The organism is Gardnerella sp. DNF01205 (genome assembly GCF_049244135.1).
GTDB lineage: Bacteria > Actinomycetota > Actinomycetes > Actinomycetales > Bifidobacteriaceae > Bifidobacterium > Bifidobacterium leopoldii.
The window spans coordinates 553,474-579,966 of the sequence record NZ_CP058378.1 but is presented as its reverse complement, the minus strand read 5'-3'; the positions used below and the strand labels follow the sequence as shown (position 1 = coordinate 579,966).

At 42.6% G+C, this 26,493-nt stretch carries 23 protein-coding genes and 3 tRNA genes; 12 read left to right on the top strand and 14 right to left on the bottom strand.

Going from position 1 to position 26,493, the window contains the following annotated elements; all coding sequences use genetic code 11:
* Positions 1-133 precede the first annotated feature (133 nt).
* Together ybaK and HXT47_RS02470 are read left to right on the top strand one after the other, a co-directional pair.
* Positions 134-634 (top strand): Cys-tRNA(Pro) deacylase, encoded by a 501-nt coding sequence (ybaK, locus tag HXT47_RS02475; protein WP_004105119.1) that lies wholly within the window; start codon positions 134-136, stop codon positions 632-634.
* Between the two features lie 137 nt (positions 635-771).
* Complete coding sequence (locus HXT47_RS02470) at positions 772-846, top strand: 50S ribosomal protein bL37 (RefSeq protein WP_369803150.1); 75 nt, start codon at positions 772-774, stop codon at positions 844-846.
* A gap of 68 nt (positions 847-914) precedes the next feature.
* Here HXT47_RS02470 and HXT47_RS02465 read toward each other — a convergent pair whose 3' ends face one another.
* Positions 915-1,601 carry a sigma-70 family RNA polymerase sigma factor gene (locus tag HXT47_RS02465; RefSeq protein WP_415696226.1) on the bottom strand — a complete coding sequence of 229 codons (687 nt, stop codon included), beginning with the start codon at positions 1,599-1,601 and terminating at the stop codon, positions 915-917.
* 149 nt (positions 1,602-1,750) lie between these two features.
* On the opposite strand from HXT47_RS02465, the gene HXT47_RS02460 reads away from it, so the two are divergent.
* The 4 genes from HXT47_RS02460 to HXT47_RS02445 all read left to right on the top strand — a co-directional run bounded on the left by HXT47_RS02460 (position 1,751) and on the right by HXT47_RS02445 (position 6,501).
* Complete coding sequence (locus HXT47_RS02460; protein WP_004573910.1) at positions 1,751-2,530, top strand: exonuclease domain-containing protein; 780 nt, start codon at positions 1,751-1,753, stop codon at positions 2,528-2,530.
* Positions 2,531-2,555: 25 nt separating this feature from the next.
* Complete coding sequence (locus tag HXT47_RS02455; protein ID WP_421789241.1) at positions 2,556-4,367, top strand: UDP-N-acetylmuramoyl-L-alanyl-D-glutamate--2,6-diaminopimelate ligase; 1,812 nt, start codon at positions 2,556-2,558, stop codon at positions 4,365-4,367.
* Between the two features lie 128 nt (positions 4,368-4,495).
* A complete protein-coding gene (locus tag HXT47_RS02450) occupies positions 4,496-5,737 on the top strand; it encodes a carboxylate--amine ligase (protein ID WP_421789385.1) in 1,242 nt (413 codons plus the stop codon).
* 35 nt (positions 5,738-5,772) lie between these two features.
* Complete coding sequence (locus HXT47_RS02445; protein ID WP_421789239.1) at positions 5,773-6,501, top strand: aspartate/glutamate racemase family protein; 729 nt, start codon at positions 5,773-5,775, stop codon at positions 6,499-6,501.
* Positions 6,502-6,519: 18 nt separating this feature from the next.
* Here HXT47_RS02445 and HXT47_RS02440 read toward each other — a convergent pair whose 3' ends face one another.
* Positions 6,520-7,977: a bifunctional folylpolyglutamate synthase/dihydrofolate synthase gene (locus tag HXT47_RS02440; protein ID WP_421789237.1), complete on the bottom strand. Its 1,458-nt coding sequence runs from the start codon at positions 7,975-7,977 to the stop codon at positions 6,520-6,522.
* Between the two features lie 278 nt (positions 7,978-8,255).
* Here HXT47_RS02440 and HXT47_RS02435 point away from each other — a divergent pair, with 278 nt between their 5' ends.
* Complete coding sequence (locus tag HXT47_RS02435) at positions 8,256-9,851, top strand: aminopeptidase P family protein (RefSeq protein WP_004573905.1); 1,596 nt, start codon at positions 8,256-8,258, stop codon at positions 9,849-9,851.
* Between the two features lie 283 nt (positions 9,852-10,134).
* Positions 10,135-11,037, top strand: a complete 903-nt coding sequence (locus tag HXT47_RS02430) for a carbohydrate kinase family protein (RefSeq protein WP_004105130.1) — start codon at positions 10,135-10,137, stop codon at positions 11,035-11,037.
* Positions 11,038-11,117: 80 nt separating this feature from the next.
* Here HXT47_RS02430 and HXT47_RS02425 read toward each other — a convergent pair.
* The 8 genes from HXT47_RS02425 to HXT47_RS02390 all read right to left on the bottom strand — a co-directional run bounded on the left by HXT47_RS02425 (position 11,118) and on the right by HXT47_RS02390 (position 18,246).
* Positions 11,118-11,191, bottom strand: a tRNA-Ile gene (locus tag HXT47_RS02425).
* A gap of 287 nt (positions 11,192-11,478) precedes the next feature.
* Positions 11,479-12,159, bottom strand: a complete 681-nt coding sequence (locus HXT47_RS02420) for an ECF transporter S component (protein WP_032842304.1) — start codon at positions 12,157-12,159, stop codon at positions 11,479-11,481.
* Between the two features lie 288 nt (positions 12,160-12,447).
* Positions 12,448-12,519 (bottom strand) — tRNA-Glu (locus HXT47_RS02415).
* Positions 12,520-12,626: 107 nt separating this feature from the next.
* Complete coding sequence (trmB, locus tag HXT47_RS02410) at positions 12,627-13,445, bottom strand: tRNA (guanosine(46)-N7)-methyltransferase TrmB (protein WP_116442639.1); 819 nt, start codon at positions 13,443-13,445, stop codon at positions 12,627-12,629.
* A 159-nt stretch (positions 13,446-13,604) separates the two neighbouring features.
* The gene (locus HXT47_RS02405) at positions 13,605-14,063 is read right to left on the bottom strand and encodes a cell division protein SepF (RefSeq protein WP_004105139.1); all 459 of its coding nucleotides are present in this window, start codon (positions 14,061-14,063) and stop codon (positions 13,605-13,607) included.
* Between the two features lie 24 nt (positions 14,064-14,087).
* Positions 14,088-15,299, bottom strand: a complete 1,212-nt coding sequence (gene ftsZ, locus HXT47_RS02400) for a cell division protein FtsZ (RefSeq protein WP_032835254.1) — start codon at positions 15,297-15,299, stop codon at positions 14,088-14,090.
* 202 nt (positions 15,300-15,501) lie between these two features.
* Positions 15,502-16,656: a tRNA dihydrouridine synthase DusB gene (dusB, locus tag HXT47_RS02395; RefSeq protein ID WP_004573903.1), complete on the bottom strand. Its 1,155-nt coding sequence runs from the start codon at positions 16,654-16,656 to the stop codon at positions 15,502-15,504.
* A 69-nt stretch (positions 16,657-16,725) separates the two neighbouring features.
* Positions 16,726-18,246: a glycine--tRNA ligase gene (locus tag HXT47_RS02390; RefSeq protein WP_116442638.1), complete on the bottom strand. Its 1,521-nt coding sequence runs from the start codon at positions 18,244-18,246 to the stop codon at positions 16,726-16,728.
* A 191-nt stretch (positions 18,247-18,437) separates the two neighbouring features.
* Here HXT47_RS02390 and HXT47_RS02385 point away from each other — a divergent pair, with 191 nt between their 5' ends.
* Together HXT47_RS02385 and HXT47_RS02380 are read left to right on the top strand one after the other, a co-directional pair.
* Positions 18,438-18,803 carry an MTH1187 family thiamine-binding protein gene (locus tag HXT47_RS02385; RefSeq protein WP_116442637.1) on the top strand — a complete coding sequence of 122 codons (366 nt, stop codon included), beginning with the start codon at positions 18,438-18,440 and terminating at the stop codon, positions 18,801-18,803.
* Positions 18,804-18,877: 74 nt separating this feature from the next.
* On the top strand, positions 18,878-20,110 hold the full coding sequence (locus HXT47_RS02380) for a M20 family metallopeptidase (protein WP_410294647.1): 1,233 nt from the start codon (positions 18,878-18,880) through the stop codon (positions 20,108-20,110).
* Positions 20,111-20,127: 17 nt separating this feature from the next.
* On the opposite strand, the gene HXT47_RS02375 is transcribed toward HXT47_RS02380, so the two are convergent.
* From HXT47_RS02375 to HXT47_RS02365, 3 genes are read right to left on the bottom strand one after another with little or no spacing between them, the layout of a single operon-like run.
* Complete coding sequence (locus tag HXT47_RS02375; RefSeq protein ID WP_004105147.1) at positions 20,128-20,922, bottom strand: isoprenyl transferase; 795 nt, start codon at positions 20,920-20,922, stop codon at positions 20,128-20,130.
* 2 nt (positions 20,923-20,924) lie between these two features.
* Positions 20,925-21,671, bottom strand: coding sequence for a DNA repair protein RecO (gene recO / locus HXT47_RS02370; protein WP_004573900.1), 747 nt, complete (start codon positions 21,669-21,671; stop codon positions 20,925-20,927).
* A gap of 31 nt (positions 21,672-21,702) precedes the next feature.
* Entirely contained in the window at positions 21,703-23,223 is a 1,521-nt protein-coding gene (locus HXT47_RS02365; protein ID WP_004573899.1) for a DivIVA domain-containing protein, read from the bottom strand.
* A gap of 118 nt (positions 23,224-23,341) precedes the next feature.
* Between HXT47_RS02365 and HXT47_RS02360 the strand changes: the two genes are divergently transcribed.
* A tRNA-Val gene (locus HXT47_RS02360) sits at positions 23,342-23,415 on the top strand.
* A gap of 58 nt (positions 23,416-23,473) precedes the next feature.
* On the opposite strand, the gene HXT47_RS02355 is transcribed toward HXT47_RS02360, so the two are convergent.
* On the bottom strand, positions 23,474-24,361 hold the full coding sequence (locus tag HXT47_RS02355; protein ID WP_421789234.1) for a PDZ domain-containing protein: 888 nt from the start codon (positions 24,359-24,361) through the stop codon (positions 23,474-23,476).
* Positions 24,362-24,621: 260 nt separating this feature from the next.
* On the opposite strand from HXT47_RS02355, the gene HXT47_RS02350 reads away from it, so the two are divergent.
* The gene (locus HXT47_RS02350) at positions 24,622-26,394 is read left to right on the top strand and encodes a zinc-dependent metalloprotease (RefSeq protein WP_421789232.1); all 1,773 of its coding nucleotides are present in this window, start codon (positions 24,622-24,624) and stop codon (positions 26,392-26,394) included.
* Positions 26,395-26,493: the final 99 nt, after the last annotated feature.

Below are 26,493 nucleotides of genomic sequence, written 5' to 3'. Positions count from 1 at the left end.
TAATATATAAACCCCTTGTGCTGCTTTCTAAGCTCCACAAGGGGTTTATATGTTTAATATACACTAAGTCAACAGTCGGTATAGCATATCATGTAACACAATTTGACAGTTGAGTATAAGGCACGGTAACAAAATGAGTAAAAAACATGCAGAAACCGGAAAAGCAACTCCAGCTATTGCGCAACTCGAAAACGCAGGCATCACCTTCCGCATAGCGCAATACGAGCATGACGCTGATCACATGGACGACGGCTATGGAATTGAGGCTGCTGAGAAGCTAGGCGTAAGCGCAGCTCAAGTTTGCAAAACTCTTATGGTTGACACTGGTGAAAAGCGAGTGGTTGGAATTGTTCCAGTAAACGGACGCCTCAATATGAAAGCAATTGCAGGAGCAGTACACGCAAAGAAAGCAAGTATGACAAGCCCAGAAGTTGCGCAACGAGAAAGCGGCTACGTAGTTGGCGGAATTTCACCATTCGGACAAAAAACGCACCATGAAACAGTACTAGATAGTAGCGTAATGCAATTTGATGAGATTCTTGTTTCTGGAGGAAAACGAGGATTGGACGTAGTTCTTAATCCTCAAGATATCGTAACATTATTAAACGCAACTGTAGCTGATATAGCAGCATAAGCAACATAAGCTTTATTACTGCAAATATTGCTACTAACAAGTGATTACTCGCACGAGATTAGTACGTTGACAAATATAACGTCTTGGCAACGTGCGATAATCCCTAAGGTTGTTCATTAATCGTTAAGGAGTGCATTATGGGTATGCGTGGCCGCAAGCGCAAGGCGCGTCGTAAAAAAGCAGCGAATCATGGCAAAAGACCAAATGCTTAAGCTATAAATTCGCTTATACATACTGTAAAGCCCACGTCAATCGTGGGCTTTTTCGTTTTAGCATACTTTTATTCACCAGAATAATCAGAATAATCAGAAAGCTCACGTTTAAGTTGCATGCGAGCGCGGTTAAGTCTGCTCATAACAGTTCCTATTTTTACGCCTTCTTCTTGGGCAATTTGTTTATAAGATTTACCTCGAATAGCGACTTCAATAAAAACTTTTCTACGCTCAGGCGGCAACTTACTAAGCGCAGCAATAATCTCTTGTGGAGCAAACCCTTCTAAATATTCTTGTTCAGCAGAAAGCATCCCTTTTGCGCAATGATTAGAAGCCTCATAGATATCCCAATCATTGTAGTCGCCAGTTTCATCGTTAGCACGTTTAGGGCTTCGTTTTGCTTTCGCGTACTGATTAAAATACAAATTTCGTTCAATCCTGTTAATCCAGGCAGCAAAATTTGTGCCAGGCTGAAAAGTTTCAAAAGATTTAAGAGCACGCTCAAAAGTATCTTGCACTAAATCTTGCGCATCCTGCGCATTTTGCGTAAGACGCATAGCTTGAGTGTACAAAGGATCAACGCAAGTAGATACAAGTTGTTCAAATCTTTTGCGTCGACTTTCCATTGCAGAACTTTGCTTAGTATCTACTAAACGATCACTAAATAAGCGAGCATTACAATTTTTTGCACTTTGTTTTTTAGCTCTTACGCTTTTAGAGCACATAACATTTGTCTTCTCGATTTGCTCACTCATATAGTCAATAATACTTTTACTTTGCACATATAGCTACTAATTTGTCGTGTTGCATAGTGTAGCGCAGCGCGAGATGATAACACATCGCAGCACAATAATGCAGCGCGGCATAGTGTGACATTGCGTGACATTGCGGTAGTATTGTGACTATGCCAACTCATATTCAAGAATTGTTAAATGCTTTAGATTTAGCACCTAAGCAAGCTGAGAATACATTACTTGCTGAATCATGGTTACTTGGTTTCGACACTGAAACTACAGGTGCAAATATTGGTAAAGATGCCATTGTTTCTGCAACTCTAGTATTACGCAATCCTGAACTAGCTCACGATGGAGATGTGGTATCAACTTGGTTAATTAACCCTCATCAGCCTATGAATCCTAAGGCAAGCGAAGTAAATGGTTTCACAGACGAATACCTTCAAGAACACGGCGGAGAGCCTGAAGAAGAACTTGAATTCCTTGCACGCGCAGTAAGCATGGCTCAAGCTAAGAATATTCCACTACTTGCTTATAACGCTCCATTTGATATTTCAATGTTACGTCACGACTTGAAGCGTTGGCATCTTACTGCGCTAGAAGAACGCGCAACTTGTTCAATACATGCACTAAACGCTAATGACATTCTTACTGTTGATCCTCTTGTTATCGATAGAGCTGTTTCTAGAAGATCCGGCAAGCGTACTCTCACTATTACATCTCAATTTTATGGAGTTGAACCAATCGGAGATTTCCACGATGCTACAGCAGACACAGTTGCAGCTCTTGATTTGATTGCTCCAATGAGCAAACTATATGAGTCAGTAAGTTGCATGAGGCTGAATACTATGATGGATTGGCAGCGCGAAGCTTATATTAATTGGCGAGATAGCTTCAATCAATGGCTGCAATCTCACGGACGTGAGCCTATTACTGGAACATGGCTATAAAACATTTGGCGAAAAGAAGTAAATTATGATCATGCATAACACGTTGTCACTAGCAAACGCAAGTGAAATTTTGCAACACTATGGTTTGTTACGCGAAATGATTCAATATTGTAAAGCAGAAGATACTAATAGTGCTAATACTAAAGAAAAAACTGTAGACTCTACTCATTCTCGCAATGAAATATGGTCTTTAAATCCGTATTATTTCCCAAATATTGATGCAGATGAGTGCTTTACTAACGCAACTTACGATACTCGCGATATTACACCTGGGACACTTCTGTTTATTAAAGGCAATTTTCAGTCGGAATATCTTTTAAATGCAGACAACAAAGGACTTGCTGCATATGTTGCTGAACAAAGCTACGCACAATACACAAAAGCTGTTGGTTTAATTGTTACGGATGCTAAAAAAGCAATGAGCGTGCTTGCAGCAGCATTCTTTGGAAATCCACAAGAAAAACTCACTATTGTTGGAATTACTGGAACTAAAGGCAAAACAACTACAGCCTACTTTACTCACGCTATTCTAAACTCCCATTCGCACGGTAAAGCAGCACTGTTTTCTTCAGTAGATAATTGCGTAGACGGAAAAAATTACGTTGAATCTAATTTAACTACTCCTGAAAGTTTTGATGCTTTCAAAATGATGCGCGAAGCTGTAGATAACGGCATGAAGTATCTTGTTATGGAAGTTTCTTCGCAAGCTTATAAGGTGAATCGCGTATATGGTCTTAAATTCGATGTTGCAGCATTCTTAAACATTAGCCCAGACCACATTAGTCCTATTGAGCACCCAACTTTTGAAGATTACTTGTATTGCAAACGACAAATTATTGCAAATACTAAGCGTTTAGTACTAAATTCTGATACAGATCATGCAGATCTTCTTTTACAAGATGCAGAACGCAACAATGTGCTCGTAACAACTTTTGCGCGCATTAAAAAAGATGAAATAGAAGGCGATGCTTGCGAAAATGACAATTTCGATGATCTTGACGACGATCGCATAAATTATTGCGCTCCTGCTAACGATAACGATTACACGGAATTACTTACTCCTGGCTACATTGCAATGCCAGCAGAAAATAGTGAATCACATTGCATCGCTATGCGAGACTCAAGCGAAGACGACGACTACGAAGATAGCGACTACGAAGATAGCGACTACGAAGAAGACGTGCACTACTGCCCTATTGACGAATTCGCATTGTCTATTGCAGGAGATTTTAACTACGAAAATGCTTTAGCTGCGATCGCTATTGCAGGAGAATTGGGAATTAATCAAGATACTGATTTACACGCACTACACGCTATTGAGAACGTGAAAATTTCTGGACGCATGGAAGTTTTCAAAGACACGCACTCAAACATGATTGCAGTTGTCGACTATGCGCATAACTACATTTCTACAAAATCAGTTCTTGACTTTGTAGAAGAACGCTACGGCAAATTTAATCCTCGAATTACGCTAATAACTGGTTCCACAGGAGATAAAGCTGTCGACCGCCGTAAAGAGATTGTTGAAGCAGCGCAAAACCGCATAGAACAGTTTATTTTCACTACTGAAGATACTGATACTGAAGACGTAATGCATATTTGCGAGGATATGCAAAGTTATGTTACGAACACGAATGTTTCTTCACGCATTATTATCGACAGAGCTGAAGCAATAGAATATGCTTACAACGATGCTGCAAACAGCGAACAAAAAAATGGAAGATTAAACATTCTTCTTGCTATTGGTAAGGGCGATGAACGTTGGATTAAAAACAAACGAAAGCATGTGCCGTATGAGGGTGATTCATTCGTAATAAAGCGTCTTTTTGGCCTGTAATACGATTATGCGAAAGTATGAAAATATACGAATAAAATAAACGCAATGACTACATAAACTAAATAACAAGCTAGCTAACAAACTAAAACAAACTAAATAACAAACTAAAACAAATGAAGAAGATACAAATGAAGAATCAACGATTTCAACCTGTGTTACTTGGTAGCGATATAAACGCATACGGCATGGCTCGAGCATTCCATGAAGAATATGGCATTACTTCAATTGCTTTTGCGCACTTCCAACTTTCACCTACGAAATTTAGCAAAATTGTAGATGTGAGAATTGTTCCAGGCTTTGGAGAACTTCCTACATTCCGCAATACAATGCTTGATTTTGCTAAATCATGGCATCAAGAGCATCCTAATACCAAACTTCTGCTTATTCCTTGCGGCGACGTATATGCGAACCTTTTAAGCCAATGCGGTGATGAATTGCACGAATATTTTGCTTTCCACACATTGCCAAATTCGCTCAATCGCCAGCTTAGCCTTAAAAGCTCATTCTATAAAACTTGTGAAAAATACAATCTTCCTCATCCAAAAACTAAAGTTGTAAACGCTCAAGAAGTAGCAGCGCACGCTTATGAAGATTTGCCATTCAGCTTCCCTATTGCTATGAAACCAGCGAATAGCACTAAATGGCTTGATATTGATTTTGAGGGACGCAAAAAAGCTTTTATTATCAATACTCCGCAAGAACTTGATACCCTTATTCAACGCTCGTACAAAGCTGGCTACGATGACGAAATGATTTTGCAAGACTTTATTCCTGGAGACGACAGCCGCATGCGTGTGCTAAACGCTTACGTTGATAGCGATCATCATGTGCGCATGATGTTTCTAGGACACCCTCTACTGGAGGATCCAACTCCAGAAGCAATCGGAAATTATGCAGCTATTATTCCAGACTACAATGAGGAAGTTTTCCAAAATATTAAAGCATTTTTGGAAGATATACATTACGTTGGCGTAGCTAATTTTGATATGAAATATGATGAGAGAGACGGAAAGTATAAGCTTTTTGAAATCAATTTACGCCAAGGACGTTCAAGCTATTTCGTCACTTTAAACGGATTTAATATTGCTAAATATTTTGTTGAAGATTTAATTGATCATAAGCCTTTTGACGGAAATACTGTGTTCGGTCGTGGAGAAAAGCTGTGGATGGAGATTCCTCGATCGATATTTTGCAATTATGTGGCAGAAGGCGATGAAAAGAAGCGCGGTCTTAATATGATTCGTCGTAGCGATTGGGGCACTACGCTAGAATATAAAAAAGATATGAATCTGCTACGCTGGTTGATGATTCGTCATATGTTTTCAATTTACACAAGACGTTACGCAGAATTTTTCCGCAACAAAGCGTGAAAATTATTACGTAACTTTGAAGGGAATATGAGACAATGAAACGTCCGTTTTTTGCTGTACTTGGCGGCATGGGCACACTTGCAACAGAAAGCTATATTCGTTTACTTAATAAAGAAACGCATGCACATAACGATCAAGAGTTTTTAGATTATGTAGTGTTCAATGATGCTTCTGTGCCAGATAGAACAGCATATATTGTTGGCGAATCATCCGAAAGCCCATTCCCTACTCTTGCAGACGACATAGCTAAAGCAACTGCGATGGGCGCTTCATTTATTGTGCTCACGTGCAATACTGCGCATTACTTTTACGATAAGTTCCAAGCACTCACCGATGTGCCAATTATGCATATGCCGCGTGGTGCTGTAGCTGAAGTTTCTAAACGTTACCCAAAGTCTAAATGTAACCGTATTGGATTCTTAGGTACTGCAGGGTCGCGTAAAGCTGGAGTGTATCAGCGCGCTATAGAAGAAGCGGGATACACATTCGTAGCACCAGACGACGATTTGCAAAAACGCATTACATCACTTATTTATGATGATGTAAAAGGCACAGGCGATCTTAATTTGCGCCGTTACGAGTCCGTTTTAAGCGACATGCTTGACCCTGCAGGAACGTGCAGTTGCGACGCACTTATTTTGGGTTGCACAGAATTAAGCGTACTTAATGAAGCTTTCCCTCTTCCGCAAATACCGTTAGTTGACGCTCAAGCAGTACTCGTAAAAAATACTGTAGAAAAAGCTAAATCTTTGCGAATTAAGTAGCAAAAGATTGCTTAATTTTCAGGATTCGTCAATATTTGGATGGATTGCTACGCGCTGATCCTTTGGCTTTTTTAAATCCGGATTCACGTGCTCGACAAGCATTGTGCGCGCGTCTCCTGCAGTAACGAAACTACCGCAAATAAGCACTCCGTGACCATAGCCCACACCAAGCTCATCGTCTTCATCAACTAAATCAACAGCGGTTTGAATAGCATCCGGAAGCTCGTCAACACGAATTACGCGATCCTCGCCAAATACGCCTACAGCAATCTTTTCGAGTTCTTCCGGATCCATTACACGGTCGCGCCAAGAATTACGCGTAACAATAATCTTCGTCAAAATAGGCTCAAGAACACCCAAGTATTCTTCAACTTGCTTATCTGCCATCATTGCTACAACGCCAATAAGCTGCTCAAAATGATAGTTTTCTTCAATAGTTTCGCGAAGAGACTCAGCAGCATTCACGTTATGTCCACCGTCAATAATGATCGTAGGCGAAGTACGAACCTGCTCAATACGACCAGGAACCTTAACCTGGCTTAAAGCCTCTGCAACTAAATCGCCATCCAAAGCACCATTTACAGGCAGCACAACCTCTGCAGCAGCAAGAGCTGCCAAAGCATTATGAGCCTGATGTTTGCCAAACTTGTCAATCGGAACATCCTCATAAGTGCCAAGAGGCGTGCGCAAAGTAACAACCTGTCCGCCAACTGCAGGAGTACGAGACACAACTTCAAGCTCGCCATCTCCATAAGAAGAATCGCGCAATAATGTAGCATGATTGCGCTCCGCAACTTCCTTAATAATTGGCAAAACCTTAGCTTCATGCGGCTGAGGACCCAAAATAACAGTGCAATTTGGCTTGATAATACCAGCCTTCGTGCGAGCAATCTCTTCAACAGTGTTTCCAAGCCATTGCATGTGATCCATATCAACCGGCCCAATAATTGCAGCATCAGCATTCATAACATTGGTGGCATCCCATTCACCACCCATGCCAACTTCCATAACAGCAACATCAACAGGAGCATCCGCAAAAGCCCAAATTGCCATGGCTGTAAGCACTTCAAAAAAGCTCATTTTTGGCTTACCGTCAGCCTCCATGCGAGCGTCAACCATGTCGATAATGTCTTTCATTTGATCCCACACATCAACGAACTGATCGTCACTAATTTCCTGTCCGTCAATCATAATGCGCTCGTTTACGCGCTCCAAATGTGGAGAAGTATATAATCCGGTTCGCAAACCGTATGCTCGACAAATCGACTCAGCCATTCGAGCAGTAGAACCTTTGCCGTTCGTACCAGTTATGTGAATAACACGCATAGACTTCTCTGGATGACCTAAAATATCGAGAATAAGACGCATGCGGTCCAAGTCGAGATTAGTTTTATTATGTTCTGGAGCTCGGCTCATAATGTTGCGTTCAATATCAACAATTCGCTCATTATTGCGATTTGGATTTTCAATAGACATAACTACTCCCCCTAATTTTTACGCTCGCTCACTCATTTTCCAACTATCTAGATTAGTTGATACCAACAACACACGCATATAAATATGTTGTGACAATATTCACATAGCAAAAGCGTTTTATACGCACTTTGTAAATTGCGTATAAAATCTTGCTATTTTGCACTAAAAAACTCGCATAAAACACTAAATAAGACTATGTTAGTTTATTGACTGTTTATTTACTATTTGTATAATTTGCGCAAGCAAAAATTAACAAGCAAAAATTAAGGAGCCTCATAATGGCAGAATATACGCCAACTGAGCACGGCGAAGAGCTAAAGGCTGACGGAACACAAAAGACAGAAGATCGTGTAAATAACCGTTCACTTCGTCCAAACAGTGATTCTTTTAAAGATTTTATGACGAATAACTGGGATAACCAGGAGCCAGAAGTTAAGGCTCTTGAATCTAGTAGGTATATTCCAGCTCGTTTAGAGGCTCTTTCAAAACGTTTCCCAGGCGAACGTTTAGTTATTCCTGCAGGACAACCAAAGGTGCGTAATAACGACTGTGATTATGCTTTCCGCCCAGACACTACATTTGCCTACTACACTGGATTAGGTCAAGACTATGAGGCTGGTGCTGTGCTTGTTATGGAGCCAGTCAACAAAGATAGCGAAGAAGCTAAGGCTGGAAAAACACATGTACCTGAGCTTTTTGTAGCTCCACGCGCAGATAACAGCACTTCAGCATTTTATAAGGATCCTCACTATGGAGAATATTGGGTTGGCCCTCGTGCAGGCTTAAAAGAACTTAAAGCAATGACCGGCATTGAAACGCGCGATATTGCAGAACTTGACGACGCTATTGCAAAGAATGTAAGCGACGACGCTAATGGTGAGGGCATTCGCGTGCGAATTGTTCGAGAAACGGATCCTGAGCTTACTGCAAAAGTTGAAACAATGCGCGAAGCAAGTGGATTTACTGATGAAGATGCAAACACTTGCGCAGACGACAAATTGCACGAATTCGCTGCAGAAGCACGAATGCTTAAGGACGACTACGAAATTCGCGAAATGCGCAAAGCTATTGCAGCCACAAAACTTGGTTTTGACCGCATGCTTACGCGTTTGCCTAATGCTTTAGGTCATGAGCATTCCGAGCGCATGATTGAGGGTGCTTTTAATTCTGTTGCTCGCGAGGAAGGGAACGAAGTAGGCTACGACACTATTGTTGCTTCAGGCAAGCACGCACCAATTTTGCACTGGATGCGCAATACTGGCGTTGTTTCCAGCGGAGAATTGCTACTTATTGATGCCGGCGTTGAAGTTAACAGCCTCTACACTGCTGACATTACACGAACTTTCCCAACAAATGGCAAATTCACTGACTTGCAAAAGAAGCTTTACCAGTGCGTTCTTGACGCTCAACAAGCCGGTTTTGAGGCAGCTAAGCCAGGTGCAACCTACTCCGATATTCACCATGCTTGCATGCGCGTTCTAGCCGAACACTTACACGAATGGGGAATTTTGAAAGTTAGCGTTGAAGAATCACTTTCACCAGAAGGTCAACAGCATCGTCGTTGGCACGCTTGCGGCGTGGCTCATCATCTTGGTTTGGATGTGCACGATTGCGCACAAGCACGCTATGAGTCTTATCAGGGCGCAAAAATTACTCCAGGAATGATATTCACTATTGAGCCAGGATTATACTTTGCAGCTAACGATTTGATGCTTCCTGAAGAAATGCGCGGAATTGGAATTCGTATTGAAGATGATGTGCTAATGACTGAAAACGGTCCAGAATGGCTTTCTATTGACATTCCAAAGCAAATCGATGATGTAGAAGCATGGATGGCTGAACAAGCTCACAAAAGTGATATTTTCCAACATTAAGCAGCAAATCAAAATAATAGAAAAATATAATAAAACGAAATAATAATATAGTACGCCAGCATAAGCTAAGTTAAACGTACGCAATATGGCACTTATGGTGCGCTCTATAGAAACGTAACACGCATTGCGCATGTTACTTATCGAAAGGGCGCACCATAATTGTTTATATAGCATTTTTACAAGCAAAATTTGCATCAAAATGCTTTTGAAGAAGCGAGAAGATATTTAGTAAAAAGTATAGCTCTACAAATTTGCTGCACTGACGCGCGCGAAAGGAATATTTATGACTAAGCCAATTGTTCTTTCACTCGGCGAACTTTTATGGGATTTACTCCCACACGGAAAACGTGTTGGCGGAGCGCCAGCAAATTTTGCATATCACGCACAGTGTCACGGAGCGCAAAGTTGCATGATTAGTGCTGTTGGTCAAGACCAACTCGGCGATGAGCTGATTGACAAAGTAAACAAAGCTGGCATCGCTTCAATTATTCAACGCAACGCTTGGCCAACAAGCACTGTAGAAGTAACACTAAAAAATGGAATACCAGAGTACACTATTCTACGAAATATAGCATGGGATCATATTCTTTACACTCGAGAACTCATTGATTTAGTAGAACGAGCAGATGCAGTATGTTTTGGCACTCTAAGCTTACGTTCTCAAGAAACTCACGACACAATTTTACAATTGTTAAAGCATACTAAGCCTGGAGCAATGAAGTTCTTCGACATTAATATTAGAAGCGATCACTACTCTAAGGATCTTATTGACACATTACTTCAAGAAGCCACAGTATTTAAGCTTAACGATTCGGAACTATTCTTATTGCGCGACATGTTCAATATTCGCGACACTTCAGACGAGGAAGCTTGCAAGTGGTTCCAAGCTCGTTATGCACTAGATTATGTGATTCTTACAGGCGGCTCTACTTTTAGTACGATTACTACTAGCACTGGAGAAAGCTCAACTATCCCAACTCCACACGTTGACGTTCTTGACACAGTTGGTGCTGGGGACTCGTTCTCAGGAACATTCACAGCGCATATTCTTAAAGGAGAAAGCTTACAAGAGGCGCATCGCGCAGCTGTTAATACTGCAGCATTCGTGTGCACTCAAGAAGGAGCATGGCCTAAGTATCCAAAACAAATACCAGATTACTTGTCATTGGCAGAAAATAACAAATAGAACAAAAAATAAAATTTAAATTATAAGATACAAAAATGCCACTTCATAAACCATAATGAAGTGGCATTATTAATATCTTGTGGGGCCTCAGGGGCTTGAACCCTGGACCGACGGATTATGAGTCCGCTGCTCTAACCGACTGAGCTAAAGCCCCACGCTAACAAAGTTAGCAACGACTAGATTAGCACATACCCATAAACGTCGCCAACTCAGTGAGTCGAATTTTTGACCTTGCTTAGGATTACTGAGCTTGAAATACCGATGATTTCAAGCTCGGTCAAAATCCAAACAAACAAAAACAAAACCCGCCACAAAACCACACCAACCAAAATCTGCCTCCGTCAATAACGACGAAGGCAGACCTCGCTTGCGTTGAAAGCACGGTGTGCTTTCAACCTGAGCAAGCTCGACGCTCTGAAGGAGCTTGAAATCCAGATGATTTCAAGCTCGGTCAGAACGTCCAGATGCGAAGTTATCAAGAGCACCAGTTTTGCGCAAAGCTAAATACACAAACCACACAAGCACTCCAGAAAGCAGCAATCCACTAATAAGCTCATTAAGCATGTGAATAGTAATATAAGTTGGAGCCTTACCTTGATACTTAGTAAATGTTAAGTAAACTCCATACTCAAACGCTACCAATAATCCAGATACAACGCTTAAAGTCAAATTAAACTTTCGCAAACGGAAAATTAAGAACGGAATCTCCGCAAACACACCCTGCAAAAGTGCGGAAATAAGCGTATCTCGCATATTAAACGGAGTTCCAAGAAGCACCTGTACAAATGCTGCAACAACATTTACATACACTGCAGAACCTGGCTTACGAATAAGCAAAACTGCAAGAGTTCCAGACAAATACCAAACACCATGCGTGATGCTTGCAAAACCAGGAAGAACAGCTGCATTCAAAGTACGAATCAAAGGAATAAACACCAAGCCATAGCCATACAAGATAACGCCAAAAACAGCAGCAAGAGCAGCACCTAATGCGATATCTGCAACACGCCAACGCATGCTTACAACCCTATTAATACTAAAAGCAGCATTACTATCCACTTGATCCGTTACACAATTAGATGATTCTAATCCATTATTATTTGTATTGAAAATATCGCTCATAGGAAATCCTTTTTAAGCTGCTGCGCATTGTAAATTACTGAATTGAATACTTCCTGACCTACGCAGCCCGGGCAGAAGTACCAATGAGAAAGTGTATCATCTCTAAAAAGCACAACATACCTTTTGTGATATTTAATACATTGTCAGATGTTATATCGATTTATAGAAAAAATATATGAAAAACTAATTGCTGCGCAAAAATAGGGTAAGCAGTAAAAATAGAAATACAAAAATCAGAAATACGAAAAACGAAAAACGCCGCTGGAAACCCAGCGGCGTTGTAATTTGTACCCCCTAAGAGAGTCGAACTCTTGTTGTCAGATTGAAAGTCTGGTGTCCTAACCGTTAGACGAAGGGGGCTTCGAACCAAACCATATGATATTAACACTCAAAAAAGAGTCGCGCAACTCACGGCGTGTTGAGGCTAAGTACAACTGCAAAGCTACGAGAACAGCGGCGGCAAAGCATTATTGTACTATGTAGGTGAAGTCGTGAATCGTGCGACCAGCTTCCAAGCCTTTGCGCTCAAAATTCGTAAGAACTCGACCAGCAAAGCGCTCAGACTCGCTAAAATCTGCGTGCGGAAGAGCTGCTGCAGTATCAGCTGTACCTTTCCCTACATGCTCAATTGGAAGACTTGCGCTTAATTCGCCAATATTTGCAAAATCTTCGCGAGAATCCATAATCTCATGCACATGCAAAGCGTAGTCCTCAATATCTGTAGCAATGCGCCACGCACCCCCTCTACGCAACGCCTGGTGTATTGTAGAGGCAAGCTCTGGCTGCACAATACGACGCTTATGGTGGCGCATTTTAGGCCATGGATCCGGGAAGAAAGTCCAAACTTCTTCTAAAACTCCGCAGTCGCACGCAGCGAAGAAATCAGGAGCGTTAATTTGCGCAATACGAAGATTAGTCAAACCTTGCTTTCCAGCAAGAAGCATTGTGTGAGCAACGCCTGGATCATAAACTTCAAGCGCTAAAAAGTTAGTTTCCGGCAAACGTTCAGCTGCGGCAACAATGTTTTCGCCTTGCCCGGAACCAATTTCAACAATAAGCGGATTATCATTCCCCCACTTATCGCTAATCCAATCATGCGTAATATTCAAATTTTCGCGCAATCTAAATGAGCCAGGCGCTTCAGTAACGTCTAGCAGGTACTGACTTGCATAACGCTCCTGAGCGTGCTGTAAACGCGCATCTAAGCGCCCAGAACGACGCACAAATGACAATACAGTGCGTTGCTTGGCTTGCATAGTGTTTTCGTTTTCATTTTCAGTGCTCATGAGATTACTTTCGTTATTTGGGTTACATGCCTTTAGTTTAAATTCGCATGATTTTAGTCATGCTCGTACGCATCGCTTTTATGCTACCAAAAAGTATAAAAAAGCAGCGAAAGTTGTTAAACAAACGCTGCTCAATTAATTCTTTAGCAAATACAATTTTTAGGAGAACAAGTCACGCGCAGTATTGTCGTTCGGAGCATCCTCTACTTTGATATTCACTTGTGCTGGGCTTAGCAAAAATACCCTAGGAGTCACACGCTCAATAGAACCGCGAACACCAAATACAACTCCAGCAGAAAAATCAACAATACGATACGCAACCGATTCAGTTACACCAGTAAGGTTTAAAACCACTGGAACACCGTCACGCAAAGCACGACCTACCATTTGCGCATCATCGTAAGACTTAGGATGAATTGTAGTGATACGACTCATACGACTAGCATTCGCACGAGCAGAACCACCACGTAAATCATTACCATGTTGCGACACAGCAGGAGTTACCGAGCGATCATTATCGAATGACGTTTCTTGAACATCAGATTCAGCATAATCATCATCCTCAGGCACATCTGCCATACCAACGTATGACATCACGTTCTTCATAAAGCCAGCCATGAAGCAACCCTCCTCTCGTCACGCTTAACGCAGAAAATCAGGAATATCTAATTCGTCAGGTTCAGCAGGCTGCTGTACAGGAGCTGCCGCAGGAGAATATTGCTGATTCATTGCAGGCTCAAACATAGAAGGCATAGAAGCAGGTTGTTCTACTTGTGGAGCAGCTTGAGCTTCCTCTTTGAAAGATGAGGTAGACTGTGCAGGAGCTACAGGCTTAACATCTGCTTGCATATCAACAAACTGACCAGCTTTAGCTGAGGACTCCTCCGCCTTAGGATGAGCATCAAATCCAGCAGCAATAACCGTAACTCGAACCTCATCGCCGTAAGAATCATCGAGGGAAAGACCCCAAATAATTTGAGCTTCTGGATGAATAGCTTTACGAACAAGTTCAGTTGCAGCAGAAGCTTCCTGAAGCTTCAAATCACTTGGACCTGCGATATTAATCAAAGCACCGTGAGCACCCTCAATGCTTTCTTCCAGCAATGGGGAGCTAATAGCAATTTCAGCTGCCTGAGTTGCACGATCCTCGCCTTTTGCAGCACCAATACCGAACAATGCGGTACCTGCTCCGCGAAGAACAGCTGTAACATCAGAGAAATCAACATGAATGTAAGAATTCATGGTAATTAAATCAGTAATGCCTTGCACACCTGCGAGCAACGCAGTATCTGCCGTCTTAAATGCTTCAATAATTCCAATAGTACGATCAGAAATTTCCAAAAGACGATCGTTTGGAATAACAATCAACGCGTCAACTTCTTTGCGAAGATTCTCGATACCAAGTTTTGCAGATGCAGCACGTTGTGGTCCTTCAAAACCGAATGGACGTGTAACAACAGCAATAGTCAAAGCACCTTGCTGATGAGCTGCACGAGCCACAATTGGGCTTGCACCAGTACCTGTGCCGCCGCCTTCACCGCAGGTAACAAACACCATGTCAGCACCCTTAAGTGCCTCTTCAATGTCTGATTGATGATCCTGCGCAGCCTTAGCACCCTTTTCAGGATCAGCACCAGCGCCTAAGCCTCGGCTCGAAGCATCAGATAATGAAATCTTTACATCAGCATCAGAACGCAGTAAATCTTTAGCGTCAGTATTAATGGCCACAAACTCTACATTCTGTAGGCCCTCGCTGATCATCCGATTGACGGCGTTACCGCCGGCACCACCGACGCCGACTACCTTGATGATGGTTTTGTCGTTGAAATTGTCAGTCTGGGCAATCTCGCTCACCGTTATCTCCTGTCACTCACGCACGTTTACACAATATTTTAGCGCAAAACGCTCGATACTGACGACGTTTTCACAATAAACTGAAAAAATGTCACTGCTTTGATAATACACCGTGCTATATGCAAATATGAGCACAAGGTGATTTTAATAGAATATTCTCGAAATAATCAGAGCAAAAAAATGACGAAAGCCCTAGAAAACACTAGTAACTTGCATCCATTGGATCATCACCAAATAACGCCTCTCGCTCTTCGTGACTAGTTGTACGAGAATCTAACCACCCATACGGCAAATGAACTTTTTTAGCAAATCTAACTCGTCCACGCGGCGTGTCTAACACCTTTTCTGGCAAACGAAGAGAACCATCAAGCATATCGAGATTACGTTGAACATCCTCAATCGACTCGCACTCCATAAACGCTTTACGAGTGCCACCACCAACAGGAAAGCCCTTTAAATACCAAGCAACATGCTTACGCAAGTCGTGAACAGCCATACGCTCGTCACCATCATAAAACTCAACTAAAAGCTTCAAGTGACGCAAAATAACGGAACCAACTTCTGCCAAAGTAGGATTCACACGATTATCGCTACCTTCGCAAGCATTGCGAATATCAGCAAACAACCATGGGCGACCTTGGCATCCTCGACCGATAGCAACGCCAGCGCAACCAGTTTCCTTAAACATTGCGAGCGCATCTTCAGCACCCCAAATATCACCATTGCCAAAAACGGGGATATTCAGCGCCTCTACAAGCTCACCAATACGCTGCCAGTCTGAATGACCACCGTAATATTCTGCAGTTGTGCGAGCATGCAAAGTTACAGCAGCGCATCCTTCTTCTTGTGCAATATGACCAGCTTGAATAAAAGTTTCATGATTCTCGTCAATTCCAACACGGAATTTAGCCGTAACAGGGATTCCTGCTGGCTCACAAACAGAAACAACGCGATGCAAAATTTCTTGCAACAAATCAGTTTTCCAAGGAAGAGCAGAACCGCCGCCGCGTCGCGTCACTTTTGGAACTGGACAGCCGAAGTTTAAGTCAACGTGGTCAGCCATGTTTTCGTCGACAACAATTCGAGCTGCCTGCTCAACAATAGAAGGATTTACACCATAAAGCTGCAAAGAGCGCACTTTTTCGCTAGGAGCAAAACGGCAAAGTCTAAGCGCTTTTGGATTTCGTGCAACTAGAGCTCGCGCTGTAATCATTTCTGCTACGTAAAGCCCGTCCGGACCAAATTCGCGGCAAATTACGCGAAATGGCCAGTTAGTGATCCCAGCCATTGGAGATAGAACAACAGGAGTTGCAATATGAACTTTCCCTAAATCCACTGGTTTTATAGAAAAATTCATATTGCTTTAACTCCGTTCACTATAATAATAATTTTGCTTATTAATGCTTAAGCACTACTCAAACGCGTATTAGTACAATCCGCCAGCAGTAGCGATTTGTACAGGCTTAGACTCGTCTTCGCCAGCTTCTTTAGCAATATCCGTAGCGCCGTCGGCTGCACGAGTACCAACGATTTCAACAGGACCTTGCGGATACTTAACACGTTTTTCGTTAATTCGGCTAGCAACGTAATCTGCAACCTTGTCCAAGGAAACGCGCTCTTGTTGCATAGTGTCGCGCTCGCGAATTGTAACAGCATGATCTTCCAAAGTATCAAAGTCGACTGTTACGCACAAAGGAGTACCAATTTCGTCCTCACGACGATAGCGGCGACCAATAGCACCAGCCTCATCGTAATCGATAACCCAATCATGCTGACGCAAATCTGCAGCCAAATCTCGAGCAACAGTTTGCAATTCTGGCTTCTTGCTCAAAGGCAAAACTGCAGCTTTAACAGGAGCCAAACGAGGATCAAGTCGAAGAACAGTGCGCTTGTCAACTCCGCCCTTAGTGTTTGGAGCTTCGTCAACGTCGTAAGCATCAACCAAGAATGCCATAAGCGAGCGCGTGAGACCAGCCGCAGGCTCAATAACGTAAGGCACATACTTTTCGCCAGTAGCCTGGTTAAAGTAGCTCAAATCCTCGCCGGAATGCTTAGCATGAGCAGACAAATCGTAGTCAGTACGGTTTGCAATACCCTCAAGCTCTCCCCAATCCGAACCTTGGAAGCCGAATTTGTATTCAATATCGACAGTGCGCTTGGAATAGTGGCTGAGCTTCTCCTTAGGATGCTCATACATGCGCAAGTTTTCTGGCTTCACACCCAAATCAACATACCAACGCACGCGAGTGTCAATCCAATACTGGTGCCAAGCTTCGTCGGTTCCAGGCTCTACGAAGAATTCCATTTCCATCTGCTCAAACTCGCGAGTGCGGAAGATGAAGTTTCCAGGCGTAATTTCGTTGCGGAAAGACTTACCAATATTTGCAATACCGAAAGGTGGCTTTTGACGAGTAGAAGTCATGACGTTCTTAAAGTCAACGAAAATGCCCTGAGCTGTTTCTGGACGCAAATAATGCAAGCTATTTTCGTCTTCAACCGGTCCTAAATGAGTGCGAAGCATCATGTTGAAGTCGCGTGGCTCAGTCCAGTTTCCGCGAGTACCGCAATCTGGGCAAGCAATGTCTTTTAAGCCATTTTCTGGCATTTTGTCGCCATGCTTTTCAGCATAAGACTCTTCCAACTTATCTGCACGATGACGCTTATGGCAATTCAAGCACTCGATCAAAGGATCGTTAAACACGGAAACGTGACCGGAGGCAACCCACACCTGTGAAGGCAGAATAACGGAAGTATCCACTCCAACAACATCTCCACGCGTGGTCACCATGTAGCGCCACCATTCGCGCTTGATATTATCTTTCAACGCAACACCGAGTGGGCCGTAATCCCACGCAGAACGCGTGCCACCGTAAATTTCGCCGGCTGGGAACACAAATCCTCGACGCTTAGCCAAGGAGACGACTTCATCAAGCTTTGAAACAGCCACAATACACCTTTTCGTAAAACTAGAAAATTCGGGTGAAAACGTTGCTATTATAGAAAAACCCTGTGACGCTTGTAAAATTGTTAAAGTAACTGTTAAAGTAACGCAAATTTATAAGTTTGTTGACGCATTATTTGGCGTTGTCTTGTTTTGCTAAATTTGCGTAAGATTACGATTTTAAAGGGATTGTTACTATGAGTGAAAATAATAACGGGAATACAAACGACCACATGAACGAGCACAGAACTAACACGGTCGCAGCGTTGTGTATTGCTCCAAGCGGAGTCGGAGACGAGTTGAGCGAGTACGTGGCGGATGCCGTACAAGTAATTCGCGATTCTGGATTAAAGAACGAAACTAACGCAATGTTCACGAATATTGAGGGCGAATTTGATGACGTCATGCGCGTTGTAAAAGACGCTACAATGGCTTTAGTCAGCAAAGGATACCGTACCGGAGTAATACTAAAATTAGATATTCGCCCTGGTTTTAGCAATCAAATTGACGCAAAAAGTGCGCTTGTAGATAAAATTCTCAACGAACGGAATAAAGAAGAATAAAACTGAAATCAGATAATCTCAAATAATCTCAAAACTCAAAAAAGTTATAATAAAACAAAGGAAAGCAGGAATTTATGCTGCAACTTACGGCAGTTCAGAAAATATTATCCGATTTAGATGAAACCCAAGCAGAACGAGAAAAACAATACAAATACTTTCATCAACATCCTGAACTGTCAATGAAAGAAGATCATACAGCTCAAACAATTATTGATATTCTTAGCAAAGCTGGGATTGAAACAAAGCGAGTTGGAAAAACAGGCGTTGTGGCAGAGATTAAAAACGGCGAAGGTCCTGTTGTTGCTATGAGAGCGGATATCGATGCGCTTCCAATTAAAGAAAATTCAGGAAAAGATTACGCTTCAACAGTTAGCACGCAAGACGAAAATGGCAAAACGGTTGGAGTTTCACACGCTTGCGGTCACGATTTTCATATTTCCAGCCTACTTGGTGCCTTGAAGGCTTTTAATGAACATAAAGATGCTTGGAGAGGAACGTACATTGGCGTTTTTCAGCCTGGAGAAGAAACAGCTCAAGGCGCAAAAGACTTGGTGGAAAATGGCATTACGAGCATGATTGCAAAGCCCGACGTTTACCTTGGTCAGCATGTGTTGGGTGCTATTCCTGCAGGAACAGTCGGTATTCGTTCGGGCGCATTCTTAACTACTGCAGCTTCGATTCGCGTGCACATTTTTGGTAAAGGTTCGCATGGTTCTATGCCTGAGTTGAGCGTTGACCCGGTGGTTGTTGCTTCATCAATTGTGCTTAAATTGCAGACGATTGTTTCTCGCGAACTTGCAGCTAAAGATTACGCAATTGTTACAGTTGGCGCGCTTAATGCAGGAAGTAAGTCGAATATTATTCCTGATGATGCCGAGCTTTTAATTAACACAAGAACTTATAGCGAAGATACTCAAGAATTTGTGCACAATGCTATTGAACGAATTGTGCGTGGAGAGTGCGAGCTTGCAAGATGTCCTAAAGAACCAGAGTTTACGTATTATGATCGCTATCCGCTTACGAATAATGATCAGAATGCGTCTTTGCGCGTGCGTAAAGCTTTTGATGAATACTTTGGAGAAGATTCTGTAGATATTTCGCGCGCTTCTGCTTCGGAAGATTTTTCTATAGTCGCGAACGCTTTTAAAACTCCTTACGCTTACTGGGGCTTAGGTGGTTTTGCGGATATGCAGAATGCTCCTGGAAATCACAATCCGGCATTCGCCCCAGATTTGCAGCCCACTCTTAATCGCGGATTAGCAGCTGCAGTTGTAGCAGCTTGCGCTTGGCTCGCTAGCGAAAAGTAACAAATCTTAGTGAGATACTAGGCGTTTTTTACGCCACCAAATCTGCGGTCGCGATGCGCATAACGGTCGATTGATCTCCACAGCGCTTCGCGGCCGTAATCCGGGAATAGTTCCGGCACAAAATCAAGTTCCGCGTAGGATGCTTGCCAAGGCAAAAAGTTGCTAGTGCGCTGCTCGCCGGAAGTGCGAATCACCAAATCGCAATCTGGAATATCCGGATTATACAAGTGCTCAGCAATCATTTTTTCACTTACGCGATCGCCTTTAATTTTGCCGTCTCGAATTTCTTTCGCAATTTGCGCGCAAGCATCCGCAATTTCCGCACGACCGCCGTAATTTATGCAAAAAACAACGTCAATGGTTTTATTATTTTTGGTGATTTCTTGCGCTTTTTCCAACTCGTCAATAACAGACTTCCACAAACGAGGACGACGACCTGCCCAACGAACTCGCACTCCCCACTCGTTCATTTGTGCAACTCGCCTATGAATAATCTCCCTAGAAAATCCCATTAAAAAGCGCACTTCTTGCGGAGATCGCTTCCAATTTTCGGTAGAAAAAGTGTATAAGCTTAAATAACGAACTCCTGCTTCTATAGCTCCTGCAATAACGTCAAAAACTACCGGTTCTGCAGCTTTATGACCTTCGGTTCGAATCATTCCGCGCTCTTTTGCCCAGCGTCCGTTTCCGTCCATAATCACACCGACATGACGAGGCACTTTGCCCTTAGGAAAATCTGGTATGCGAGAAGGGTCACTAAAAGGAGCCGCTGGAATATCAAGCGACTTATAATCCACGTTTTCAAAAGCCATACTTACGAATGTAACAACCCCATCGAACGAATAGGTCGCTCAAGATAATATTCAGCCCATTGCTGAACGCATCGCATAGTAGAAGAATCAACCGACACTCCGTCAAGAACAGACCAGTTTCCTTGCGCAAGCGCACACAATTGCAAACGCGTCGAATTAGCACAAACTATTGAATCCGGAGTGTGATCGCTTGCACACATCATTCCACCTGTGCAAGGCGAAAAATAGCATAAATCTTCATTTTTGCCACATACAACACAAGCCTGTAGTCGCGGAGACCACCCAGCTAATGACAATGCTCGCAATATATACGACATGCCAATAGCATCAGGAGAATGCTTATGCTTAGACAATGAAAGTAAAGCCGCAGTAAGCAGACGATACTGCCCTAGCGTATCTTGATATTCACGCCTGTATTCATCTGTATATTCGTTAGAAACAAGCAAATCCACAACTTCAAGCATGACGTTTGCATACTCATAGGACGTATAATCTGCACAAATTTCACCAGCATAAGCAGCAATAGAAACAGCCTGCGAGATTACATCCAAAGATTTACCTTGCGCAAGAAGCAAATCAACACGCATAAGCGGCTCAAGACGACCACCAAAACGTGATTTAAGCCTACGAACTCCCTTCGCAACAGCACGAACTTTACCATGCCGCTTAGTAAGAAGCACAACAATCCTATCCGCTTCACCTAAAGGAAAAGTACGAAGCACAACAGCTTCATCGCGATACAATGGCATGAATCAAACTATATCTTTTTTAATAGTTAGATTAATTACGATCGTTATTTTCCGAATCGTCGCCGCTTTGAGAAGAGCTACCGAAATTAGTAGATTCATCAATATGGCCAATAATTGGGAATGACAAATCTGGAATATCTAAACTCAATGGCTTACTCGGCTGCAAATCAGAAACATGCAACTCCGGAATATTAAGCGAGGAATGCTGCGACGAATGCTGTGCAGGATCTTGAGGAGCAAATGATGGAATTGACTCAGCAGGAGCCGGTGCAGGAGCAGCAACAGGCTTAGGTGCAGCAGGTGAATTATTGCGATTACGAGCTGCAGGAGTGAAAGAAGGAGGTAGTACAGAAGATTCAGAAGAGTTTCGCATTACTGTAGCGCTTTGCAAAAGCTCATCATTGCTATCAGTATCGTTAAGAACATTAGAAGGCTTACTTGCAGCAGCATGAGGTGTAAATATTGCGCGCTCAGACTTATTTAACGCTTCAAACGAATCATTGGAATCTTGATTAGCATAATCTACAGGAGCAAAAATGCTTTGTTTATCATGATTTGGCACGCTAGGTATTGAGCGAGGTGCAATCTTAGGCAACCTATCCGCAGTGTCTTCATCTTCCACAGCATCCTCAACAGGTTTGAATATTGAAGAAGCAGAAGGTTCAGTGGCAGAAGCGGAAGAAGCAGCAGAAGCAGCACTGAAATCAGATGCAGGCTTTCTTGAAGGAGCAAATGATGGAACAGGCTCTTCATAATGGTTATAAGATTCCGTAGATTCTGAAGATTTAGCAGGCTCTTCAGCTTTAGTTACAGGAATAACAGAAGGTGGAACGGAAGGAGGAACAGAAGCAGGAGCAGAATAAGATTCAGATTCTGCTCGAGAGTATGAGGAACTACTATTATCCGCATCAACATACTGTTCTACACGCTCAAAAGATTCCAAGCTGCTAAGCAAACGCACACAAGCGTTTAAATAATAATCAACTTGACGCTCATCATAACCGTGCTTACCATTTTTCTGCGTAAAAATCACATTAGAAACATAAGCAGAATCAATATCTTGCAATGTTTCTTTGTCGGTTTCCCACTCAAGCTCATGACCAAGCATAAGAGCAATCTTATCTAAGGCTTGATCGACCATAATATCCACTTGTTTACGCGCATAAGATGGGTGACGCGAAGAGCCACGATCAAAACGATCTCGATAATCTCTTTGAGCATGTTGCAAAAGTTTACGATAAAGCGCTTCTACACGAGCTTTCCATGCAACTCGTCCGCATTGCGCCAATTCTTGCTCAGTGCACTTATCTACTACCGCACGTTCCAAACGCGATAACGCAGCATCAACTTGACCAATAATGTAACCATTACGCTCCAAGTCAAAAGAAACCTCTTGAATATCTTTCTGCGTGAGTCGAGCTTCATCGCTTTCGTACAAAGTGTGAGCGCGCTCTAGAAAAGCATTCACCTGCGCGACGTTATATCCTAACTTACGCTTACCCACACGCTCCATTGCTGAAGCATTACGAGCGGTATCAGGTTTCTGAGCCATCGAATATCGACCTCCTGAGCACATGTTCTTATTCAGTATACTGTACGCGATTGTTACGACGCGCGCCACACGTTGCATTCGTACACACCATCATGTATGTTTTTAATTTGTTGCGAACGGGCGATTAGCTCAGCTGGCTAGAGCGCCACCTTTACACGGTGGATGTCGGGGGTTCGAGTCCCTCATCGCCCACTTTCTTTTTTATCTATTTTCTGTTTTATCTATTTTCTGCTTTATTTGGTTTGTAGTTTTATTTCACATTGCAGCTTGGCAATTTATTTGCCCCATGACCAGAACCAATAGCTTTTAACGCTCTGTAAGCATCATCCAATGTTTTTACACTTACAACGCGCAAGCCTTGTGGCACATGCCCAACAACTTCATTGCAATTATCGTAAGGTGCTAAGAACCAAGTGGCCCCATCTCTTTTAGCTGCAATCATCTTTAACCGAATACCGCCAATTTCGCCAATTTTTTGCGATTTTTCAATAGTTCCAGTTCCGGCTATCGTCTTACCACCAGTTTCTTGTTCAGGAGTAAGTTTGTCAATAATCCCTAGAGTGTACATCATTCCAGCAGACGGTCCACCAATATCTTCAATATGTAAACGAACTTTTACATCTTCTTTTTTAATTCCAAGGTGCTTAGACGCGTACTGCAACGCAACATTTTGAGCAAGACTTTGCGAATCATCCATCTCGTTCGTAGATTCCTTCTCATACTCATCAGCGCTCTGCCCTACTGGCACAATAGCTTCACGAGGCAGCAAACTTTTATGAGGATCCATCCATGAAGTCAATGAATAAAATGTTGAAACTTCATATCCAGGAACACCAGAAACATTGACAGTAATCAACAATAACTTACCAGTATCATGATTCTCTTTTACTCGAGAACCAGACATATCAATCACAGGAGTATTTGATAGGGATCCTAAAACATCCTGCGTTGGACCAGGCTCTTCTACAACGTATGCGCTTGGAAGCGACAACGCAAAAATCGCAACAACTACTGTAAAGAATCCTGCAAAATATCGCAAAGAATGCGAAGTAATGTACACAACTAAAGCATGAGGCAGCGAGCGCAAGAATCTAAAACACGTACGGAATACACTAGCACCTGTAGAAAAGCGAAACATGCTTGTATCATGACACAAGCCCTATATAGTTTTGCTTTAAAATATATTTGCACGCAAGTTATAGCGCATAAAACCATATTATCGAGTAGAATATTTGTATTAAAAAATATTTTTATTAAGAAGATGCGCTAAACTCGCATATAAAGACGTGTAAAATACGTATAAATACTCATAAAATACGTACAAATACGTGCAGATATGAAACGTATAAAAATAAAAACTGTAAATTATGCAACACGTGGCACGAGAAGGATACGCTCATGAATGACGATGCAATTCACCAATGGCTCATTGAATGCTTTGGGCCAATACAAGGAGAAGAAGCATGGAAACAACTTGATCAGCTTCCTTTTGAGCTACGCGAACAACTCTTAAATCAGAATCCAGATAAGCTTCCTAAACCAGACGAAGTTCGCGGAATGATGCAAGCTTTTAGTGCAGGCGGTCTTAATAATCCATACGAAATGGAAGCAACACTTGAAGAAGGACCAATTAATCGCAAGTTAGCGCAATCTATTGCTTTACAGCACGCTAATGGCGATCAAGGAAATGTAAATGCAGACGTAGCAGATGCCACACGAAGAGCTTTAAGCCAAGCGAACTTGTGGCTAGATATAACGTGCAATTTCAATCCTGCTCCTGGAACGCCAGAAGTATTGTCTAGAGCTGATTGGGTAGAAAAAACGCTTGAAGCTTGGGTTAAATTCGCTAATCCTGTTGCAAAATCAGTAAATGAAGCACTCACTTCTGTTATTGAAGAGCGATTCCAAGATGTGGATGATGCTGAAGTAAAAGGATTATTTGCAGGAGTTGTGCCAATTCCGCTGCCTGAAGGAATGAATAATCCAGCGCAACTAATGAAACTGCTTGGAAACACTTCGTTTGCTATGCAACTAGGTCAAGCAGCTGGAGCACTTTCACACGAAGTGCATGGCAGTTTTGATCAAGGTCTTGCGCTTTTGCAAAATCCTGCAGGCGGATTAATTCCATATAATTGCATTGAGTATGCAAAAGTGTGGGAATTGGATATTACAGAAGTCATGAATTATTTGGCTTTGCGAGAAGCTGCACACGCAAGATTATTTGCATCCGTGCCATGGCTTATGCCACGATTTGAAGCGCTGATTATTAAGTACGCAAACGGAATAAACATTGACTTAGAAGCTATGGAAGAACAGCTTCGCGACGTGGAAACAATGAATCCGGAAGCAATTTCAGGAGCTGTTAATTTGCAAAATATTGGCAGCAATGATTCTGAAGAGCAGCGTCAAGCTTTGCATAGTTTGGAAACTTTGCTTGCACTTGTTGAAGGTTGGGTTGATTGCGTTACATGGCAGTCTGGAATGGCTCATATTGTGCACATTGAGCAGTTGCGAGAGATGATGCGTCGCGAGCGAGCTGCGGGAGGACCTGCAGAAGTGACGTTTGAATCGTTACTTGGTTTGCACTTGCGCCCTCGCCGTATGCGTGAAGCATCACAATTGTGGGAAAAGTTGACTCGCGAGCGCGGTATTGAAGAGCGAGATAGCTTGTGGAGTCATCCAGATTTGTTGCCAACTTTGCCGGAAGCTAGCGAAGTTACGAAAGACGCTAGTGACGCAGGTAACGAAGGTAAAGCTGGTAACGCAGGTGACGCAGGTAACGTAGTTACGAAGGAAATCGATGCTGAGGATGCAACGGAAACTGCTGCAAAAAATGCAACAGAAACTCAGTCTAATCAAACTAATGAAGCAACTGAAAAAACTAGCGAAAGTCACGAAAGTCACGAAAGTGCGGACAATTACGAAAGTAACAAAAATACTGCTAACGCTATCGAAAATGCGCCTAACGAAAAATCGTTTGAAAAATTAACAGAAGACGATTTAGGCACAAATGATTGGGATGCTGAACTTAGCAAGCTTTTGGAAGAGGATGCGCGCCAAAAGAAGCAAAACAGCGAAACCGGTAACGAAGCTGGCAACGAATCCGGCAATTCCGACGAATCCGGCAACGAAACCGGCAATTCCGACGAAACTGATGCTGACGGCGAATAAAACTCCTGCCCCAACAACAATCCAGCTAAATAATCGACCTCAACGCTCAAAACGGCATAAACTGTGCAACTATGTAAAATTTATGCCGCTTTCACGCCA

Excerpts from the sequence above, each read along its gene's own strand:
- HXT47_RS02350 (WP_421789232.1), top strand. The coding sequence starts at position 24,622 with ATGAATGACGATGCAATTCACCAATGGCTCATTGAATGCTTTGGGCCA.
- HXT47_RS02435 (WP_004573905.1), top strand. The coding sequence starts at position 8,256 with ATGGCAGAATATACGCCAACTGAGCACGGCGAAGAGCTAAAGGCTGAC.
- HXT47_RS02385 (WP_116442637.1), top strand. The coding sequence starts at position 18,438 with ATGAGTGAAAATAATAACGGGAATACAAACGACCACATGAACGAGCAC.
- HXT47_RS02445 (WP_421789239.1), top strand. The coding sequence starts at position 5,773 with ATGAAACGTCCGTTTTTTGCTGTACTTGGCGGCATGGGCACACTTGCA.
- HXT47_RS02375 (WP_004105147.1), bottom strand. The coding sequence starts at position 20,922 with ATGGCTTTTGAAAACGTGGATTATAAGTCGCTTGATATTCCAGCGGCT.
- HXT47_RS02455 (WP_421789241.1), top strand. The coding sequence starts at position 2,556 with ATGATCATGCATAACACGTTGTCACTAGCAAACGCAAGTGAAATTTTG.
- HXT47_RS02355 (WP_421789234.1), bottom strand. The coding sequence starts at position 24,361 with ATGTTTCGCTTTTCTACAGGTGCTAGTGTATTCCGTACGTGTTTTAGA.
- HXT47_RS02440 (WP_421789237.1), bottom strand. The coding sequence starts at position 7,977 with ATGTCTATTGAAAATCCAAATCGCAATAATGAGCGAATTGTTGATATT.
- ybaK (WP_004105119.1), top strand. The coding sequence starts at position 134 with ATGAGTAAAAAACATGCAGAAACCGGAAAAGCAACTCCAGCTATTGCG.
- HXT47_RS02380 (WP_410294647.1), top strand. The coding sequence starts at position 18,878 with ATGCTGCAACTTACGGCAGTTCAGAAAATATTATCCGATTTAGATGAA.
- recO (WP_004573900.1), bottom strand. The coding sequence starts at position 21,671 with ATGCCATTGTATCGCGATGAAGCTGTTGTGCTTCGTACTTTTCCTTTA.
- HXT47_RS02460 (WP_004573910.1), top strand. The coding sequence starts at position 1,751 with ATGCCAACTCATATTCAAGAATTGTTAAATGCTTTAGATTTAGCACCT.
- HXT47_RS02430 (WP_004105130.1), top strand. The coding sequence starts at position 10,135 with ATGACTAAGCCAATTGTTCTTTCACTCGGCGAACTTTTATGGGATTTA.
- dusB (WP_004573903.1), bottom strand. The coding sequence starts at position 16,656 with ATGAATTTTTCTATAAAACCAGTGGATTTAGGGAAAGTTCATATTGCA.
- HXT47_RS02365 (WP_004573899.1), bottom strand. The coding sequence starts at position 23,223 with ATGGCTCAGAAACCTGATACCGCTCGTAATGCTTCAGCAATGGAGCGT.
- HXT47_RS02465 (WP_415696226.1), bottom strand. The coding sequence starts at position 1,601 with ATGAGTGAGCAAATCGAGAAGACAAATGTTATGTGCTCTAAAAGCGTA.
- trmB (WP_116442639.1), bottom strand. The coding sequence starts at position 13,445 with ATGAGCACTGAAAATGAAAACGAAAACACTATGCAAGCCAAGCAACGC.
- HXT47_RS02420 (WP_032842304.1), bottom strand. The coding sequence starts at position 12,159 with ATGAGCGATATTTTCAATACAAATAATAATGGATTAGAATCATCTAAT.
- HXT47_RS02405 (WP_004105139.1), bottom strand. The coding sequence starts at position 14,063 with ATGGCTGGCTTTATGAAGAACGTGATGTCATACGTTGGTATGGCAGAT.
- HXT47_RS02450 (WP_421789385.1), top strand. The coding sequence starts at position 4,496 with ATGAAGAATCAACGATTTCAACCTGTGTTACTTGGTAGCGATATAAAC.